Source organism: Serratia sp. P2ACOL2, from assembly GCF_003691565.1.
GTDB lineage: Bacteria > Pseudomonadota > Gammaproteobacteria > Enterobacterales > Enterobacteriaceae > Serratia > Serratia liquefaciens.
This window is the reverse complement of record NZ_CP033162.1, coordinates 4,453,653-4,471,463: the sequence shown is the minus strand read 5'-3', so window position 1 is coordinate 4,471,463 and position 17,811 is coordinate 4,453,653. Positions and strand designations below refer to the sequence as shown.

The 17,811-nt window shown below is 57.4% G+C and carries 14 protein-coding genes; 9 read left to right on the top strand and 5 right to left on the bottom strand.

Going from position 1 to position 17,811, the window contains the following annotated elements; all coding sequences use genetic code 11:
* Positions 1 to 32: 32 nt before the first annotated feature.
* The 4 genes from gluQRS to thpR form a co-directional block, all read right to left on the bottom strand.
* Complete coding sequence (gene gluQRS / locus EBA31_RS21580) at positions 33 to 944, bottom strand: tRNA glutamyl-Q(34) synthetase GluQRS (protein WP_020828564.1); 912 nt, start codon at positions 942 to 944, stop codon at positions 33 to 35.
* A gap of 72 nt (positions 945 to 1,016) precedes the next feature.
* Positions 1,017 to 1,472, bottom strand: a complete 456-nt coding sequence (gene dksA, locus EBA31_RS21575) for an RNA polymerase-binding protein DksA (RefSeq protein WP_020828563.1) — start codon at positions 1,470 to 1,472, stop codon at positions 1,017 to 1,019.
* 183 nt (positions 1,473 to 1,655) lie between these two features.
* Positions 1,656 to 2,363, bottom strand: a complete 708-nt coding sequence (gene sfsA / locus EBA31_RS21565) for a DNA/RNA nuclease SfsA (protein WP_048760032.1) — start codon at positions 2,361 to 2,363, stop codon at positions 1,656 to 1,658.
* Entirely contained in the window at positions 2,360 to 2,902 is a 543-nt protein-coding gene (gene thpR, locus EBA31_RS21560) for an RNA 2',3'-cyclic phosphodiesterase (RefSeq protein ID WP_020828561.1), read from the bottom strand. Before thpR ends, sfsA begins: the two co-directional genes overlap by 4 nt.
* Before the next feature lie 56 nt (positions 2,903 to 2,958).
* Between thpR and hrpB the strand changes: the two genes are divergently transcribed.
* From hrpB to EBA31_RS21515, 9 genes are all read left to right on the top strand, one after another.
* On the top strand, positions 2,959 to 5,421 hold the full coding sequence (hrpB, locus tag EBA31_RS21555) for an ATP-dependent helicase HrpB (RefSeq protein WP_238387480.1): 2,463 nt from the start codon (positions 2,959 to 2,961) through the stop codon (positions 5,419 to 5,421).
* A gap of 288 nt (positions 5,422 to 5,709) precedes the next feature.
* Positions 5,710 to 8,214 (top strand): bifunctional glycosyl transferase/transpeptidase, encoded by a 2,505-nt coding sequence (mrcB, locus tag EBA31_RS21550; protein WP_046372662.1) that lies wholly within the window; start codon positions 5,710 to 5,712, stop codon positions 8,212 to 8,214.
* Between the two features lie 253 nt (positions 8,215 to 8,467).
* Positions 8,468 to 10,666: a ferrichrome porin FhuA gene (gene fhuA / locus EBA31_RS21545; protein WP_122080170.1), complete on the top strand. Its 2,199-nt coding sequence runs from the start codon at positions 8,468 to 8,470 to the stop codon at positions 10,664 to 10,666.
* A 47-nt stretch (positions 10,667 to 10,713) separates the two neighbouring features.
* On the top strand, positions 10,714 to 11,511 hold the full coding sequence (gene fhuC, locus EBA31_RS21540) for a Fe3+-hydroxamate ABC transporter ATP-binding protein FhuC (RefSeq protein WP_046372664.1): 798 nt from the start codon (positions 10,714 to 10,716) through the stop codon (positions 11,509 to 11,511).
* Positions 11,511 to 12,419, top strand: coding sequence for a Fe(3+)-hydroxamate ABC transporter substrate-binding protein FhuD (gene fhuD / locus EBA31_RS21535; RefSeq protein ID WP_046372665.1), 909 nt, complete (start codon positions 11,511 to 11,513; stop codon positions 12,417 to 12,419). Before fhuC ends, fhuD begins: the two co-directional genes overlap by 1 nt.
* Positions 12,416 to 14,404, top strand: a complete 1,989-nt coding sequence (gene fhuB, locus EBA31_RS21530) for a Fe(3+)-hydroxamate ABC transporter permease FhuB (protein WP_122080169.1) — start codon at positions 12,416 to 12,418, stop codon at positions 14,402 to 14,404. The genes fhuD and fhuB overlap by 4 nt, the downstream gene beginning before the upstream one ends.
* 263 nt (positions 14,405 to 14,667) lie before the next feature.
* Positions 14,668 to 15,000, top strand: coding sequence for a type II toxin-antitoxin system RelE/ParE family toxin (locus EBA31_RS21525; RefSeq protein WP_046372667.1), 333 nt, complete (start codon positions 14,668 to 14,670; stop codon positions 14,998 to 15,000).
* A 1-nt stretch (position 15,001) separates the two neighbouring features.
* The gene (nadS, locus tag EBA31_RS21520) at positions 15,002 to 15,286 is read left to right on the top strand and encodes a NadS family protein (RefSeq protein ID WP_122080168.1); all 285 of its coding nucleotides are present in this window, start codon (positions 15,002 to 15,004) and stop codon (positions 15,284 to 15,286) included.
* A 379-nt stretch (positions 15,287 to 15,665) separates the two neighbouring features.
* Positions 15,666 to 15,818, top strand: a complete 153-nt coding sequence (locus EBA31_RS21515) for a Hok/Gef family protein (RefSeq protein ID WP_041415673.1) — start codon at positions 15,666 to 15,668, stop codon at positions 15,816 to 15,818.
* A 126-nt stretch (positions 15,819 to 15,944) separates the two neighbouring features.
* On the opposite strand, the gene metK is transcribed toward EBA31_RS21515, so the two are convergent.
* Entirely contained in the window at positions 15,945 to 17,099 is a 1,155-nt protein-coding gene (gene metK, locus EBA31_RS21510; protein WP_020828554.1) for a methionine adenosyltransferase, read from the bottom strand.
* Positions 17,100 to 17,811 lie beyond the last annotated feature (712 nt).

Below are 17,811 nucleotides of genomic sequence, written 5' to 3'. Positions count from 1 at the left end.
GGCGCTAACAAAAAATAGCGGCTAATCATAGCTCACCATGGCTCTTTTGAGAATGCTGATGTGTTTTCGTCCAGGGGAATAGCCTCCTGACGCGGCACATCATCCAGCTTCCAGTGTGCGATCGCCCAGCTCAATAATAACGGCAGGTCAAGATCTTGCCAGCTTTCCGGCAGCGGTTGGCGCAGAAACTTCAGTGCGGCAACCAGCACCGGGCGCGGATCGCCTGCGGGCAGCGCGGGCGCATGGTTTTGCTTCGACAATTTGATGCCGTTGGCACCCAGCGCCAACGGCAGATGAACATAGGCGGGCACCGGCGCCTGTAACTGACGGTACAACGCAATCTGACGCACGGTAGGTTCGATCAGATCGGCGCCGCGCACGATTTCGGTCACGCCCTGAAAATGGTCATCAACCACCACCGCCAGGTTATAAGCGAACAGCCCATCGCGTCGACGGATAATGAAGTCTTCCCGCGCCAACGCCGGATCGGCCTGCAATTCACCCTGCAGGCGATCGTGAAAGGCATAAACCGGGCTGGATTGGCGCAAACGGATGGCGGCGCCCTGCGGGCCGAGATTCAAAGCACGGCAATGACCATCATAAAGACCGCCAATCTGCTGGATACGACTGCGGGTGCAGTTGCAGAAATAGCTCAGTCCCTGCTGATGCAGGTGTTCCAGAGTGGCGCGGTAAGCTTCGTGACGTTGGGATTGATAGATGACCTGGCCGTCCCAGTGGAGACCATAGTGTTCCAGAGCGGATAAGATACGATCGGCCGCACCGGCGACTTCGCGCGGGGGATCGATATCTTCAATGCGAACCAGCCATTGCCCGTGTTGGGCACGAGCCTGGAGGTAGCTTCCCAGAGCGGCAATCAGCGAACCGAAATGCAGATCCCCGGAAGGCGATGGGGCAAAGCGCCCCACATAATGTCTTTCTTGCATATCAGAGGGGAAACTTTCCCTTTTCTCTGTGCGGCGCACACTGACGCGCACGCCGCAGCGATAACAACTGTATTAGCCGGCCATCTGCTTTTCGCGGATTTCGGCCAGAGTCTTGCAGTCGATGCACAAATCGGCAGTCGGACGCGCTTCGAGGCGACGAATGCCAATCTCCACGCCGCAGGATTCGCAGTAGCCGAAATCTTCGTCTTCTACTTTTCGCAGCGTTTTCTCGATCTTTTTGATCAGTTTGCGTTCGCGATCGCGGTTACGCAGTTCAAGGCTGAATTCTTCTTCCTGAGTGGCACGGTCGGCCGGGTCAGGGAAGTTTGCTGCCTCATCCTGCATATGCGATACAGTACGGTCCACTTCATCCCTGAGCTGGTTGCGCCATGCTTCAAGAATGCGCTTGAAATGCGACAACTGGGCGTCGTTCATGTACTCTTCGCCCGGCTTCTCTTGGTACGGCTCCACCCCAGCGATGGCGAGAATGCTCAAGGACGAGGTTTTACGGGTTTGCCCTTCTTGCATGTTGCTTCTCCTACATACACACGCACTATCGAATCCCCAATGCGGGGGAAAAACAGGCCGCTATAAATACCAGATGGGGAGTAGGTTGGCAATTATTCCTGTCGCCTGCTTGACAATGGTGTGAAGGAAGGCGTATTTGGCGATGCGATAACCGGTAGTCGGATTATTTGTACCCGGTCAGCGCTAATCGATAAAAAACGGTAACTTATCGCAGAGAGATATACCGTCAGGTGATAATTTAGCCCCATAACAAACCACTTCTACGCCCAACTGCTGAACCTGTGCCAACAGTGCCGCATAACGCTCATCTATATGATGTGCCGGTGCGACCTGCTCAATACCGCTATGTAACACAGCAAAGAACAATACCGCCCGTTGCCCGCTTTCAACCACGCTTTGCAACTCACGCAAGTGTTTCTGTCCTCTGAGCGTTACCGCATCAGGAAAGTAACCACGTTGTTGTTGCAGTAATGTGACTGACTTAACTTCAATATAGCAGTTGGCTCGATTTTCTGCCTGTAATAACAAATCGATACGGCTATTTTCACTGCCATATTTTACTTCGCTGCTGATTTTACTGTAACCGGATAATTCATTGATTAGATTCTGTTCGATTGCCTCGCGTACCAGCCCATTGGCACGCAGGGTATTTACGCAGATCCAATCCCCCTGTTGGGTATGCGTCAGTTCCCAGCTGTGGGCGTATTTGCGTTTGGCATTATCCGAGGTGGAGTACCAAACGGTGTCGCCGGGAGTCGCACAGCCGGTCATGGCCCCGGTATTGGCGCAGTGCAGCGTGAAGGTTTCCCCTTCTGGCGTGACGACGTCCGCCAGAAAGCGTTTGTAACGTTTAATCAGCGTGGCATGGCGCAGGGGGGGCGTAAAAATCATGGGGTGTCCTGAGGGGCTAAGGGCCATTGTTCAAGCATCTGATAACGCGTGCGGCCGTTTTCAAAAACTGACTGGTATAAGGCGAATTCGTTGGCGCTGAAGTGCCAGCCCGGCGTTGCGGGCGGTATGGCGACCGGCTGGGTCGCGGAGCGCAGCAGGGTGATATGCGGATGAAACGGCATTGGGCTTTGGTAGCAGCCGCTGCGCGCCGCCTGCGAGCGCAGCAATTCCGCCAGTTGCAACAGCCCACGTGGTGCGCGCCGGGTGCCAAGCCAAACGACGCCGGGACGCGGCCAGTGACCGAGATCATCGAGCACCATGCTGAAACCGGGCTGACTGATGCGACCCGCCAGTTTTTTCAACGCCGTTTCTTTCTGCGCCGTGACGTCGCCGAGAAAGGCCAGCGTCAGGTGCAAATTGGCGGCCGCGACCGGCCGACCGGCTTCCGGCGTAAAGGCATCGGCACGCCAGCGGATCACCTGCTGCTGCAGCGCATCAGGCAAGGTCAGGGCGAAAAACAGGCGGCGCGAACTGGACATAGATACCCGGCAAGTAAATGAAACGCAGAGTCTAATGCTACAATGTGCGCCGTCTAATGTTAACCACTACGGAGAGTTCTGTGTCTTCACTGCCCGTCAGCGCGGTTCTTGATGAATTGCTTACTGCGCTGCAATCCGCTCCGCAGGTTCTGCTGCATGCGCCGACCGGCGCCGGTAAATCGACCTGGCTGCCATTGCAGATCCTGGCTAAAGCCGGATTGCCTGGCCGCATTATCATGCTCGAACCCCGGCGGTTGGCGGCGAAGAACGTGGCGTACCGGCTGGCGCAGCAGTTAGGGGAAGAACCCGGTCAGACCGTGGGCTACCGCATGCGCGCCGAAAGCAAAAGCGGGCCGGAGAACAAGCTGCTGGTGGTGACCGAAGGCATTCTCACCCGCATGCTGCAGCAGGATGCCGAGCTGCAGGGCGTTTCGCTGGTGATCCTCGACGAATTCCACGAGCGCAGCCTGCAGGCCGATTTGGCGTTGGCGCTATTGCTGGACGTACAACAAGGGCTGCGCGACGATCTGAAACTGCTGATCATGTCGGCGACGCTGGATAATGCCCGTTTGGCGCAGCTGTTGCCACAGGCACCGGCGGTGGTATCTGCCGGGCGCAGCTTCCCGGTCGAGCGCCAGTATCAGCCCCTGGCCAGCCACCAACGGCTGGAGGACGGCGTGGCGGCGGCGGTGAAGCGCCTGCTGTCTGAGCAAACGGGGTCGCTGCTGCTGTTCCTGCCCGGCGTGGCAGAAATCAACCGGGTGCTGGAGCGGTTGAACGGTGAAGTGGCGGCCGATACCGAGCTGTGCCCACTGTACGGCGCTTTACCGCTGGCGCAGCAGCAGAAGGCGATTCAACCGGCGCCGACCGGTCGCCGTAAAGTGGTGCTGGCGACCAATATTGCCGAAACCAGTCTGACCATCGAAGGTATTCGGTTGGTGGTGGACAGTGGCTTGGAACGCGTTGCGCGTTATGACGTGCGCAATGGTCTGACGCGGCTGGTGACTCAGCGAGTCAGCCAGGCGTCGATGATCCAGCGTGCAGGCCGCGCCGGGCGTCTGGAACCGGGCATCTGCTGGCATCTGTTTGCCAAAGAGCAGGCTGAACGGGCGGCAGAGCACGCCGAGCCGGAAATCCTGCAAAGCGATCTCGCCGGTTTTTGGCTGGAACTGCTGCAATGGGGTTGCCATGACGTCGGGCAACTGACCTGGCTCGACCGTCCGCCGGAAACGGCGCTGACCGCTGCAAAAAGGCTATTGCAGCAGCTTGGCGCCACCGATGACGCCGATAAGCTCACGGCGCGGGGCCGACAAATGGCTGTTCTGGGCTGTGAGCCGCGTTTGGCGGCGATGCTGACCCACGGCGCAGAACTGGGGGCGGATGGGTTGGCGACGGCCGCTGCTTTGGCTGCGTTGCTGGAGGAACCCCCGCGCGGTGGGCAAATGGATATCGGCTACTGGCTGAGTCGTCCGCAGCCAAATTGGCAGCGCCGCGCCACACAGCTAGCTCGCCGTCTGCAGGTGAAAGCGGGGCGGATCGATGTCGAACTGGCACCGCGGCTGCTGGCATTGGCGTTTACCGATCGCATTGCCCAACGACGGGGGCAGGATGGCCGCTATCTGCTGGCCAATGGCATGGGCGCGGCGATGAATCAGGATGAAGCATTGTCACGTGCCCCCTGGCTTATCGTGCCAAGCCTGCTACAGGGGCACAACAGCCCCGATGCGCGTATCCTGCTCGCGTTGCCGGTGGAAATTGATGCACTGGCGGCGCAGTTGCCGGCGATGGTTTCCCAGCAAACGGCGGTGGAATGGGATGAAGAAAAGGGCACTTTGCGCGCCTGGAAACGCCAGCAAATTGGTCGTCTGACGCTGCGTGCTCAACCGTTGGCCAAGCCGGCGGACGAAGAGCTGCAGCAGGCATTGATTAACTGGGTTCGCGCTCAGGGCATAGCGGTACTCAACTGGGATACCGCCGCCGAACAGCTGCGGCTGCGCTTGCAGTGCGCGCAAAACTGGTTGCCGGAGGCCGCCTGGCCGCCGGTCGACGATGAGTCGCTGTTGGCCTCGCTGGAGCAGTGGTTATTGCCGTCGCTCGGTGGCGTGCGGGACATGCGCGGATTAAAACAGGTGAATATCGCCGAGGCTTTGGCGCGGTTGCTGAACTGGCAGCAAAAACAGCGGCTGGATAATGCGCTACCCACTCATTACACTGTGCCGACCGGCAGCCGCTTGCCCATCCGTTATGATGCCGGAAAACCTCCGGCGCTGGCGGTGCGTTTACAGGAAGTGTTCGGTGAACAGCGCAGCCCGATGTTGGCCGAAGGTCGCATCCCGGTGGTGCTTGAGTTACTCTCACCGGCGCACCGGCCGTTGCAAATTACCGGCGATCTGGCGGCGTTCTGGCAGGGGGCTTACCGGGAAGTGCAAAAAGAGATGAAAGGGCGCTACCCGAAACACGTGTGGCCGGACGATCCGGCGAATACCGCCCCGACGCGGCGCACGAAAAAATATCAGTAGCCTCGTCATATTTGACGCCGCATCTGTGTTGGCTGTGTTCACTTACCCGAATCACTTACTAGAGTAAGCTCATCGGGATAAGCTCTCTCACCGCCTTACTCGGCAGAGCCTCGCCCCGTTGGGGCCAGCGCAAGCGCTGTTCAACAAAACCGTTGGTTTTGTTGTGATACAACGCCAATTATTTAGAGGAAGAATTCAGATGTTTCTTCTGTTCAGCGGCTTGACGCCGCGACAGATTAAGCGACTCATAATGGCCGGCAGTGCCGCCAAGTCTGGAGAACAACAGCAATGGCTGGGGATGACCGCGAGCCCATCGGGCGCAAAGGGAAACAACCAACACGCACCGCGTCGCGCAAGCCGCCGCGCCGTCGTCGAGATGACGATTACGATGATTACGAGGAAGACGAGTACCAGGATGACGATGATGATTATGAAGACGAGGAAGAACGCATGCCGCGTAAGGTAAAAGCGACTCCGCCGCGTAAAAAACGCCGTTGGCTCGGCCTGCTGATCAAACTGATTCTGGTGGTTGCCGTGCTGTTGGCGATCTACGGCGTGTACCTGGATTCGCAGATCCGCAGCCGCATCGACGGCAAGGTCTGGCAGTTGCCGGCGGCGGTTTATGGCCGCATGGTCAACCTGGAACCGGGCATGCCGTACAGCAAAAAGGAAATGGTCAATTTACTCGAGGGCATGCAATACCGCCAGGTAAGCCGCATGACGCGCCCGGGTGAGTTTACCGTGCAGGCCAACAGCATCGAGTTGCTGCGTCGTCCGTTTGATTTCCCGGACGGCAAAGAAGGGCAGATCCACGCGCGTCTGAATTTCCAGAACAACCGTCTCGCGAATATCGAGAACATGGAAAACCAGCGCAGCTTCGGCTTCTTCCGTCTCGATCCGCGTCTGATCACCATGTTGCAGTCGCCGAACGGCGAACAGCGGCTGTTCGTGCCGCGCGCCGGTTTCCCTGACCTGCTGGTGGATACGCTGATTGCCACCGAAGACCGTCACTTCTATGAGCATGACGGTATCAGTCCTTACTCCATCGGTCGTGCGGTGCTGGCTAACCTGACCGCCGGACGTGCGGTGCAGGGCGGCAGTACCCTGACGCAGCAGTTGGTAAAAAACCTGTTCCTGACCAACGAGCGTTCGCTGTGGCGTAAGGCCAATGAAGCCTACATGGCGTTGTTGGTGGATTACCGTTACAGCAAGGATCGCATCCTTGAGCTGTATCTGAACGAGGTTTATCTCGGCCAGAGCGGCAACGATCAAATTCGTGGTTTCCCGTTGGCCAGCCTGTACTACTTCGGCCGTCCGGTGGACGAACTGAGCCTGGATCAGCAGGCGCTGCTGGTGGGCATGGTCAAGGGCGCGTCGTTGTATAACCCTTGGCGTAACCCGAAGCTGGCGCTGGAACGTCGTAACCTGGTGCTCAAACTGTTGCAGAACCAGGGCGTTATTGATGCTGAACTGTACGACATGCTCAGCGCTCGTCCACTGGGCGTGCAGCCGAAAGGTGGGGTGATCACACCGCAGCCGGCGTTTATGCAGATGGTGCGTCAGGAGCTGCAAGCCAAGCTGGGCGACAAGGTTAACGACTTGTCCGGGGTGAAAATCTTCACCACGCTGGATCCGGTGTCGCAAGATGCGGCGGAAAAAGCGGTTGAAGACGGCGTGCCGGCCCTGAAGGCGGCTCGTCATGTTCAGGATCTGGAAGCGGCGATGGTGATTGTCGATCGTTTCAGCGGCGAAGTTCGCGCCATGGTCGGCGGTGCCAACCCGCAGTTTGCCGGGTTTAACCGTGCCATGCAGGCGCGTCGCCTGGTCGGTTCACTGGCCAAGCCGCCGACGTACCTGACTGCGCTGTCTGAGCCGGACAAATATCGTCTGAACACCTGGCTGGCGGATCAGCCGCTGACGCTGAAATTGTCGAACGGCACCGTCTGGCAGCCAAACAACTATGACCGCAAGTTCCGCGGGCAGGTGATGCTGGTGGATGGCCTTGCCTTTTCACTCAACGTACCGACGGTAAACCTGGGTATGTCGGTTGGCCTGGATCAGGTCAGCGCAACGCTGCAGCGTTTGGGCATTCCGAAAGCTGAAATCAATCCGGTGCCTTCGATGCTGCTCGGCGCGATTGGCCTGACGCCGATGGAAGTGGCGCAGGAATACCAGACCATTGCCGGTGGCGGTAACCGTGCTCCGCTGTCTGCGGTGCGTTCGGTGATTGCTGAAGACGGCTCAGTGCTGTACCAGAGCTTCCCGCAGGCGGAACGCGTGGTACCGGCCCAGGCGGCTTACCTGACGCTGTATGCGATGCAGCAGGGCGTAGCGCGCGGGACTTCCCGCTCATTGTCGGTGAAATTCCCCAACTACAATCTGGCGGCGAAAACCGGTACCACCAACGACCTGCGCGACAGCTGGTTTGCCGGTATCGACGGTAAAGAAGTGGCTATCGCCTGGGTAGGGCGCGATAACAACGGCCCAGCCAAGCTGACCGGTGCCAACGGTGCGCTGACGCTGTATCGCCGCTATCTGGAAAACCAGACGCCGCTGCCGCTGATGCTGCAACCGCCGGAAGGTATCAACCAGATGACTATCGACGGCAGCGGTAACTTCGTCTGTGGCGGCGGTGGGCGTACCATTCCGGTATGGACCGATAATCCGCAGGGGTTGTGCCAGGCGAGTCAGGCCGCTCAGCAGCAGCAACAAGAGCAGCAGCAACAGCCAGCGGGCGAACAAAAAGATGCTGACGGTGTTGCCGGCTGGATCAAGGACATGTTCGGCAAGTAAGCGACCTTGCATGTCACCGCTCAGGTGAAAAGTTTTTCTTTATTATTAAGCCCGTAACTTCCCGTTGCGGGCTTTTTTATTTCTCTGCGCAGTTTATTTCCACCTGCTTGATGTGGCTAAGCGGTTAATCGCACACCAATTTACCGGCTGAATTCGACTTGCAGTTTAATTTAGCTTCTGCATAAAATGCCGCGATTATAATAATTATTATCGTTTACATTCGTTATCAAATAATTCATCAGAGAAACCACCTATGTCGACCAAGCGTCTTCCTTCCGCGGCCAAGCAGAGCCGTTCTCACGTCAGTGGGTTAGCGATGACTATCGCTGCCGCCCTTGGCACGCTGGCTATGCCGGCATTTTCCGCCGATACCAAGTCCGCCGCCAAGGAAGAGACCCTTACCGTGGTAGGCAGCAGCCAATCGCAGCAGGAAAACGCCTGGGGGCCGGTAGGGACCTACGCGGCCAAACACAGTGCCACCGGTACCAAGACCGACACGCCGATTGAAAAGACTCCGCAGTCGGTTTCCGTCGTGACGCGTGAAGAGATGGATATGCGCCAGCCGGATACGGTAAAAGGCGCACTGGCTTATACGCCGGGCGTGATGGTGGGCAACCGCGGCGCCTCTACCGCTTATGATGCCGTAAATATTCGTGGTTTCAGTTCGGTAGGTACCAACATGTACCTGGATGGGCTGAAGCTGCAGGACGATAACTATTCCATTTACCAAATTGACCCTTACTTCCTGGAACGTGCGGAAGTGTTGCGCGGTCCTTCGTCGGTGCTTTACGGCAAGAGCAACCCGGGCGGGGTTGTCGCCTTGGTCAGTAAGCGGCCGACCACGGAAACCCTGCGTGAAGTTCAGTTTAAAATGGGTACCGACAATCTGTTCCAGACCGGCTTCGACTTTGGCGGGGCATTGGATGATGACGGCATTTATTCCTATCGCTTGACCGGTCTGGCGCGAGATGAAGATCAGCAGCAGGTCGGTGAGAAGAGCAAACGCTATGCGATTGCGCCTTCTTTCAGCTGGCGGCCGGATGATCGTACGTCACTGACATTCCTCAGCAGTTTCCAGGATGACCCAAGCGTGGGCTTCTATGGCTGGCTGCCGAAAGAGGGGACGGTACAAAATGGGATTAACGGCAAGTTGCCAACCAGTTTCAACGACGGTGAGCCGGGTTATAACAACATCTCGCGTAAGCAACAGATGGTGGGATACGCCTTTGAGCATGGCTTTGATGATGTGTGGACCCTGCGTCAAAACCTGCGTTATTCCAAGATGGACGTGGACTACCGTTCTATCTATGGCCAGGGCATCAGCGCGACCAATCCTGCAGAGTTGACGCGTGGGGTGATGAACTCGAAAGAGCATTTGTCGAGTTTTGCAGTGGACACTCAGGCGCAGGCAAAGTTTGCGACGGCAGCGGTTGCTCACACCTTGCTGATGGGTGTGGACTACATGCGTATGCGTAACGACGTCGTTTATCAGTATGGCAGTGCTTCTAGCCTTAATGTGGTGGCGCCGCAGTACGGCAATCAAAGCTATACCATTACCGGCGGCGCCAGTCAGGTTAACCGCCAAGAGCAGACCGGGCTTTACGTGCAGGATCAGGCCGAGTGGAACAACTGGGTACTGACCATGGGCGGGCGTTATGACTGGAGCGACACCAACAGCACCAACCGCCTGAAACAGAATTTGGTATCAAAACAGAAGGACAACGAGTTCACCGGCCGCGCGGGTTTGAACTATGTATTTGAAAACGGCATTGCGCCCTATGTCAGCTACAGTGAATCCTTTGAACCTACTTCAGGGACTGACTTTAGTGGCAATACCTTCGCCGCTTCCAAAGGCAAGCAGTATGAAGCCGGGGTGAAGTTTGCACCTAAAGATCGCCCAATTACTGCCAGCATTGCGATTTATCAGCTGACCAAAACCAACAATAAGGTGGCGGATCCCGATCCGGATCACTCGTTTGCTAGCGTGCTAGGAGGGGAGATCCGCTCCCGCGGGGTAGAGCTGGAAGGCAAAGCCGCACTGACGGCCAACGTCAACCTGCTGGGGTCTTATACCTACACGGATGCCGAGTACACCAAGGACACCACGCTACAGGGCAATACCCCGGCGGCGATTCCAAAACATATGGCTTCAGTGTGGGCGGATTACACCTTCCATGAAACCGCACTCAGCGGGTTGACCCTGGGCTCCGGCGTTCGCTATGTCGGTTCCAGCTATGGTGATGAAGCCAACACCTTTAAAGTAAAGGACTATACGGTTGTAGATGCGGCGATAAAATACGATTTGGCGCGTTTCAATCTGCCAGGCTCCTCGATTGGCATCAACGTGAACAACCTGTTTGATAAAGAATACGTTTCCAGCTGCTTTGCCACCTATGGCTGCTACTGGGGCGCTGAACGCCAGGTGGTCGCCACCGCAACCTTCCGCTTCTAATCGGATTACCGGGGCGGCGCCATGTCGCCCCGGACAGAGTAGGACCTATGCAGGATAAACACCTCAATCACGACGCCACCTTTACCCTGGACAGCGCCAGCTTTGCCGTTCCCGGCCGCGTGCTGCTACAACCCTTGTCGTTGACCTTTCCCGTGGGGAAAGTCTGCGGGCTGATCGGCCACAACGGCTCCGGCAAATCGACCTTGCTGAAAATTCTCGGTCGCCACCAAAATCCAACCGCCGGTACGGCGCGGCTTAACCAGCAGTTGCTTAGCCAATGGGACAGCAAGGCCTTCGCACGTCAGGTCGCTTATCTCCCTCAACAATTGCCCGCCGCGGAAGGGATGACGGTGCGCGAACTGGTGGCGATTGGCCGCTACCCCTGGCACGGCGCCTTGGGCCGCTTTGGCGTTAACGATCGCCAGCAGGTGGAAGAGGCGATTGCGCTGGTGGGGCTGAAGCCGTTTGCCAACCGCCTGGTCGACAGCCTGTCCGGCGGCGAGCGTCAACGCGCCTGGCTGGCGATGATGGTGGCGCAAGACAGCCGCTGCCTGTTGCTGGACGAGCCGACCTCGGCGCTGGATATTGCCCATCAGGTTGAGGTACTGGCTTTGATCCAACGTTTGAGCCATGAGCGTGGCCTGACGGTGATTGCGGTGCTGCATGACATCAATATGGCCGCACGCTACTGCGACCATCTGGTGGCGTTGCGCGGCGGCGAGATGATTGCCCAGGGCACCCCGCTGGAGTTGATGCAGGGTGACGTGCTGGAGCAAATCTACGGTATTCCTATGGGTACGCTGCCGCATCCAAGCGGCGGCGCGCCGGTGAGTTTTGTCTACTGATGCCTGATTCTTCTGATTTTCATCATGATGCCGTTCGCCGTCGCCTGCTGACGGCCATGGCGCTGTCGCCCCTGCTGTTTTCCTTGCCGAGCCAGGCGGCGGCAACGCCACCCGATCTTGCGCGCATTGTGGCGCTGGAGTGGTTGCCTGTCGAGCTGCTGCTGGCGCTGGGGATCACGCCGCTGGCCGTCGCGGATATCCACAACTACAACCTGTGGGTAGAAGAGCCGAAAATGCCGGCGTCGGTGATCGACGTCGGTCAACGCACCGAACCGAATCTGGAATTGCTGCAGCAGCTGCGCCCCTCGCTGTTGCTGCTGTCGCAGGGATACGGGCCGACGCCGCAAAAGCTGGCCCCTATCGGCCCGACCATGAGCTTCGGCTTCAATGACGGCAGCGGCAAACCGCTGACGGTGGGCCGGAAGTCGCTAGTGCAACTGGCGCAGCGGCTGGGCCTTGAGGCACGGGCAGAGCAGCACCTGATCCAGTTCGACCGATTTATCCAGGATGCGCGTCAGCGGCTGCAGTCTTACAGCCGACAGCCGCTGCTGCTGTTCTCCCTGCTGGACACGCGCCATGCGCTGGTCATTGGACAGAAAAGCCTGTTCCAGGAGGTGATGGACCAGCTTGGGATCCAAAATGCCTGGGAGGGGGAAACCAATTTCTGGGGTACGGCGGTAGTGGGCATTGAGCGCTTGACGGCGGTAAAAAATGCGCGCGCGATTTATCTCGATCACGGCAATCAGGCCATGATGGAAAAAGTCAGTTCTACCCCACTGTGGCAGGCATTGCCGTTTGTCAGGCAGAACCAATTGCGTCAGGTGCCGGCAGTGTGGTTTTACGGCGCGACGCTGTCAGCGATGCGTTTTTGCCATCTGCTGGAGCAGGCGCAGGAGAGTTATTCATGAGCGCACGCATTCGCGCATTACCGCTGACATTGCTACTGTTACTGTTGGCGGCGGCGGGCGGCCTGACGATCTACAATCTGCTGCAACAGCTGCCTTGGGCACTGTGGGGACAGGCGCTGAGCGCGCCGAACATCGACGATGTGCGCCAAATGTTGTTCCACTACAGCCTGTTGCCACGGCTGTCGGTGTCTCTGTTGGCCGGTGCCGGCTTGGGGCTGGTTGGCGTACTGTTCCAGCAGGTGCTGCGCAATCCGCTGGCGGAACCGGCGACGCTCGGCGTGTCAGCTGGGGCGCAGCTTGGGCTGACTATTGCCACTTTGTGGATGTTGCCGGGCGGTGAGGTGACCCGGCAACTGGCGGCAATGGCTGGCGCCATCCTGGTCGGCGGGCTGGTGTTCGGCGTGGCCTGGGGCAAACGTATGTCCCCGGTGACGCTGATCCTGGCCGGGCTGGTGCTGGGGCTGTATTGCGGGGCGGTCAACAGTCTGCTGGCACTGTTCAATTATGATCAACTGCAGGGTCTGTTCCTGTGGAGCACCGGTGCGTTAAACCAGCAGGACTGGAGCACCGCGCAGTTTATCCTGCCGCGCCTGCTGATTGCCGGGGTGTTGGCTGTGCTGCTGTTGCGCCCGCTGACCTTGCTGGGGCTGGACGATGGCGTTGCGCGCAATCTGGGTTTAGGGTTGTCGATGGCGCGTTTTTGCGCGCTGGCGGTGGCGATAATTTTCAGTGCGATGTTGGTGAATGCGGTAGGCGTCATTGGCTTTATTGGCCTGTTTGCACCGCTGATGGCAAAAATGCTGGGCGCGCGCCGTCTGGCGCATCGCATGATGCTGGCGCCGTTGCTGGGGGCGCTGCTGCTGTGGTTGACCGACCAGGTGATGATCGGGTTGACGCAGGTCTGGCGTGAGATCCCGACCGGGGCGGCAACGGCGCTGTTTGGTGCTCCGCTGTTGCTGTGGTTGTTGCCGCGGTTGCGCAGTGCCGCTACGCCGCCACCAATGAACCTGGGTGACAGGGTACCTGCCGAACGCGGTCATCTGTGGGGGTGGGCAGCACTGGCAGCGACGGTGTTGCTGGCCGGCATTGCCGTGGCATTGATGTTTGGTCAGAACGCCACAGGCTGGCACTGGAGCCAGGGCGCAGAGCTGGAGTCATTGATGCCGTGGCGCTGGCCACGCGTGCTGTCAGCGCTGGCTGCGGGCATGATGCTGGCGGTGGCGGGGACCTTGATCCAAAAGCTGACCGGCAACCCGATGGCCAGCCCGGAAGTGCTGGGTATCAGCTCCGGCGCGGCCTTTGGCGTGGTGGTCATGCTGTTTATCGTGCCGGGGGATGCCTTTGTCTGGCTGCTGCCGGCCGGCAGCCTGGGGGCAGCGGCGACGCTATTGGTGATTATGATCGCCGCCGGGCGCGGTGGTTTTTCCACCGAACGCATGCTGCTGGCCGGTATTGCGCTCAGCACGGCCTTTACCACCACTATTTTCCTGCTGCTGGCAAGCGGCGATCCGCGTATGGGCGGGTTGCTGACCTGGATTTCAGGTTCCACCTACTCGGTGACGCCGGAACAGGCGATACGTACGGCGGCCATTGCTGCGCTGCTGATCGCGTTGGCGCCATTGTGTCGCCGCTGGCTCAGTATTCTGCCTTTGGGCAGTGCCACGGCCCGTTCGGTGGGGATTGCGCTGACGCCGGTGCGAGTGGTCATTCTGCTGCTGGCTGCTACGCTGACGGCGATGGCGACGTTGACCGTGGGGCCGTTGAGCTTTATCGGCCTGATGGCGCCGCATATGGCACGTATGCTGGGCTTCCGCCGTGCGTTACCGCAAATGGTGATAGCTGCGCTGTTGGGGGGCTTGCTGATGGTGTTTGCCGACTGGTGTGGCCGCATGGTGATGTTCCCGTACCAGATCCCTGCCGGGCTGCTGGCCACCTTTATCGGGGCGCCGTATTTCGTTTATTTGCTGCGTAAGCAAACCTCGTAACCGACGTCCTTCCTGCCGTTTCTATCCTCCAAGGCTCAGCATCGCTGGGCCTTTATTTTTTCGTCTTTTCATACCATTGCAAAGCTTTGCGTGCGGCTGCGCAGTACGGGTATTCAGTGTGGAAAGAGGGCTGAGATCTGAGGGGCGATGCATATACTGCGTGCGGGGCTCAGGATCCTATCTTGAGTGCCCATACTCACGTTAACTTGGTGTACATAGTACATTTCGTGGTGTACTTTGTACCTTAAATGGAGAGGGTGCCAGTGAGTCATGCGTTAGTATTTATTGAGACCCCGATGTTTACGCGGCAGATCAAGCTAATAGCCACGGACGACGAGCTAAAAGAACTCCAGAAAGAACTCATCGAATCACCGGGTAAAGGCGATTTGATACAGAAAACCGGCGGGTTGCGGAAAGTCAGAATGGCAACAGGCCCCCAGGGAAAAAGGGGAAGTGCCAGAGTGATTTACTTTCTGGCGACCAAAGAGGTGATCTATCTGGTGATGGCCTATCCGAAAAGCATTAAAGACAGTCTGACCGATATGGAAAAATCAGAGCTGAAGAAATTAACGAAATTGTTGAAAGATGAGGTGTGACATGAGCTTTTTTGACGATATTAAAACGTCTCTTGAAGAAGCTGTCGCCATTAAGAACGGGGTTAAGTCCCCTGCTAATGTTACGCGTTATGATATCGCAGATGTGAAGGCGATCAGGGCGCAGCTTAATGTTTCTCAGAGCGAAATGGCAAAGGTATTGGGTACCAGCGTTGATACCATTAAGAGCTGGGAAACCAAAAGACGTAACCCAACCGGGCTGGCTGCAAAAGTGTTGGCGGCGATCCAGGCTAACCCCGCTTTCTTCCGTGAGCTTGCCTCACACTAGACGATCTCCGGTGTTCTTATCCACGATGAAAGTGTCTGGGATGAGTAGATCATTACAGTCAAGTAAAGCCAGAAAATTGCTGGGTACACTTAAGCGCTAACAGCCAACTGTTGGCGCTTTTTATTTTCGTATTTTCATACCATTGCAAAGCTTTGCGTACGGCTGCGCAGAACGGGTATTCAGTGTGGAAAGGGGGCTGAGATCTGAGGGGCGGTGCATATACTGTGTGCGGGTGCTCTGGAGCTTTCGTCCCGAGCATTCGTAAGGGATAGAAAGAGAAAAGCCCCGTGTCGATATACATCAACCCGAGGCCAACTCTAACGCCAGACAACGTTAGGTTAGCTTCTTACCCGCCGAGAGGCAAGGAGAAGGAGGCATGATGCCGAACAAAGGGAGTGTCCTAAAACTGGTCGTTATTTGTGCCACTGTAATATCACTGGCATGGATAACACGCAGCAAACTTTGTGAGCTGCGGATCCGATCGGGCAACACGGAAGTTGCGGCCATTCTGGCTTACGAATCCAAAAGGTAAGGCAACCCAACGGCGGGAGTATTGCTCCCGCCTGTTGGTTGTTTGAGCGTGGATCCACGAGCACCCATCCGCTAAAAACAAAAACGGCAAGCCAAGGCTTGCCGTTTTCACATTCGATACGCAGGCTTATTTCAGGCCGGCAGCATCGCGCAGCAATTCTGCTTTGTCGGTCGCTTCCCAAGGGAAGTGCTCGCGGCCGAAGTGACCGTAAGCTGCAGTTTCGCGGTAGATCGGCTGCAGCAGATCCATCATCTGGATCAGGCCGTATGGACGCAAATCGAAGAACTCGCGTACCAGCAGGGTCAGCTGTTCGGTAGGGACTTTCTCGGTACCGAAGGTTTCCACCATGATGGAGGTTGGCTCCGCCACGCCGATAGCGTAGGAAACCTGGATCTCACAGCGGTCAGCCAGGCCGGCGGCAACGATGTTTTTCGCCACGTAGCGCGCTGCGTAAGCCGCTGAACGGTCAACCTTGGACGGATCCTTACCGGAGAACGCACCGCCACCGTGACGAGCCATGCCGCCGTAGGTATCAACGATGATTTTACGTCCGGTCAGGCCGCAGTCGCCCATTGGGCCACCGATAACGAAACGGCCGGTCGGGTTGATGTGGTATTTGGTGCTGGCGCTCAGCCATTCTGCAGGCAGAACCGGCTTGATGATCTCTTCCATCACCGCTTCTTGCAGATCTTTCAGAGAGATATCTTCGGAATGCTGGGTGGACAGTACCACCGCATCGATACCGACGATTTTGCCGTCGTCATATTGGAAGGTGACCTGGCTTTTCGCATCCGGACGCAGCCACGGCAGAGTGCCGTTTTTACGGACTTCGGACTGGCGCTGCACCAGACGGTGCGCGTAGGTCACCGGTGCCGGCATCAGCACTTCGGTTTCGTTGGTAGCATAGCCAAACATCAGGCCCTGGTCGCCAGCACCCTGTTCCAGAGGATCGGTACGGTCAACACCCTGATTGATATCCGGGGATTGCTTGCCGATGGCGCTCAGTACGGCACAAGAGTTGGCGTCGAAGCCCATATCCGAATGAACATAGCCGATTTCGCGCACGGTTTTACGGGTGATCTCTTCGATATCTACCCAGGCGCTGGTGGTGATTTCGCCGCCAACCAGAACCATGCCGGTTTTCACGTAGGTTTCGCAGGCTACGCGTGCTTTAGGATCCTGTTCCAGGATGGCGTCGAGAACGGCATCGGAGATCTGGTCAGCAATTTTATCAGGATGTCCTTCGGAGACGGATTCGGACGTGAATAGGTGTTTAGCCATGGTGTTCTTTACCTTGCATAAGACGGGTTAGAAATTACTGCACAGCGCTGGAGATCCGGCATCAAAGCGAAGGGTCTTCCGCTGATGGCGCGAGATGCTTCCTGCAACGCCCCTCAGGCAAAGCCGTTAAGCAGTTTATCAGTTAACCAGTATAGATGGATTAACATCTGGACGTCTATTTTAGGTCAGGCCTTAGCCGGATTGCCAGTATTTTTTTGCCCTTTCGCTCTTTTGCGCAAAGCTTCCGGCGCCATTTTCATCGCTTGAAACAGTTTCCGACAAATTTTCATTTTGCATTTTCCCCGTGTTATCGGTATAAACTGCGCGCGCGGCTCATTTGGTGCACAGTGCGGGGTACGAAGTTGTAAACTTCTGTGACGCCTCCACGGGTGGTCTGATTGTCAGCCGCAGACGCCAACCTTTGGCGTCGCCGCTTCATAGAACGGTCACGTTCTTACACTATTAATAGAGGCTCAGTCGTTCATAGAGGGCGACGTGCGTGGAGGTGGTTGGATTAATGATCCGTTGTCTACCGGTTGTTGGTTCTCAACAGCAGTGCCGTTCTGGCGCACATTCTTCTGCTATTTCCCGTCTTGTCTCTACACCACCTTCCAGGTGTGATAAACACTTGGGCGCTACTCAGGATTCTCGGGCCGGTTAACGGTCGTCTGAAGAACTGAACAAGGGTAGCCTGCAGCCTTCCTGTGGGATG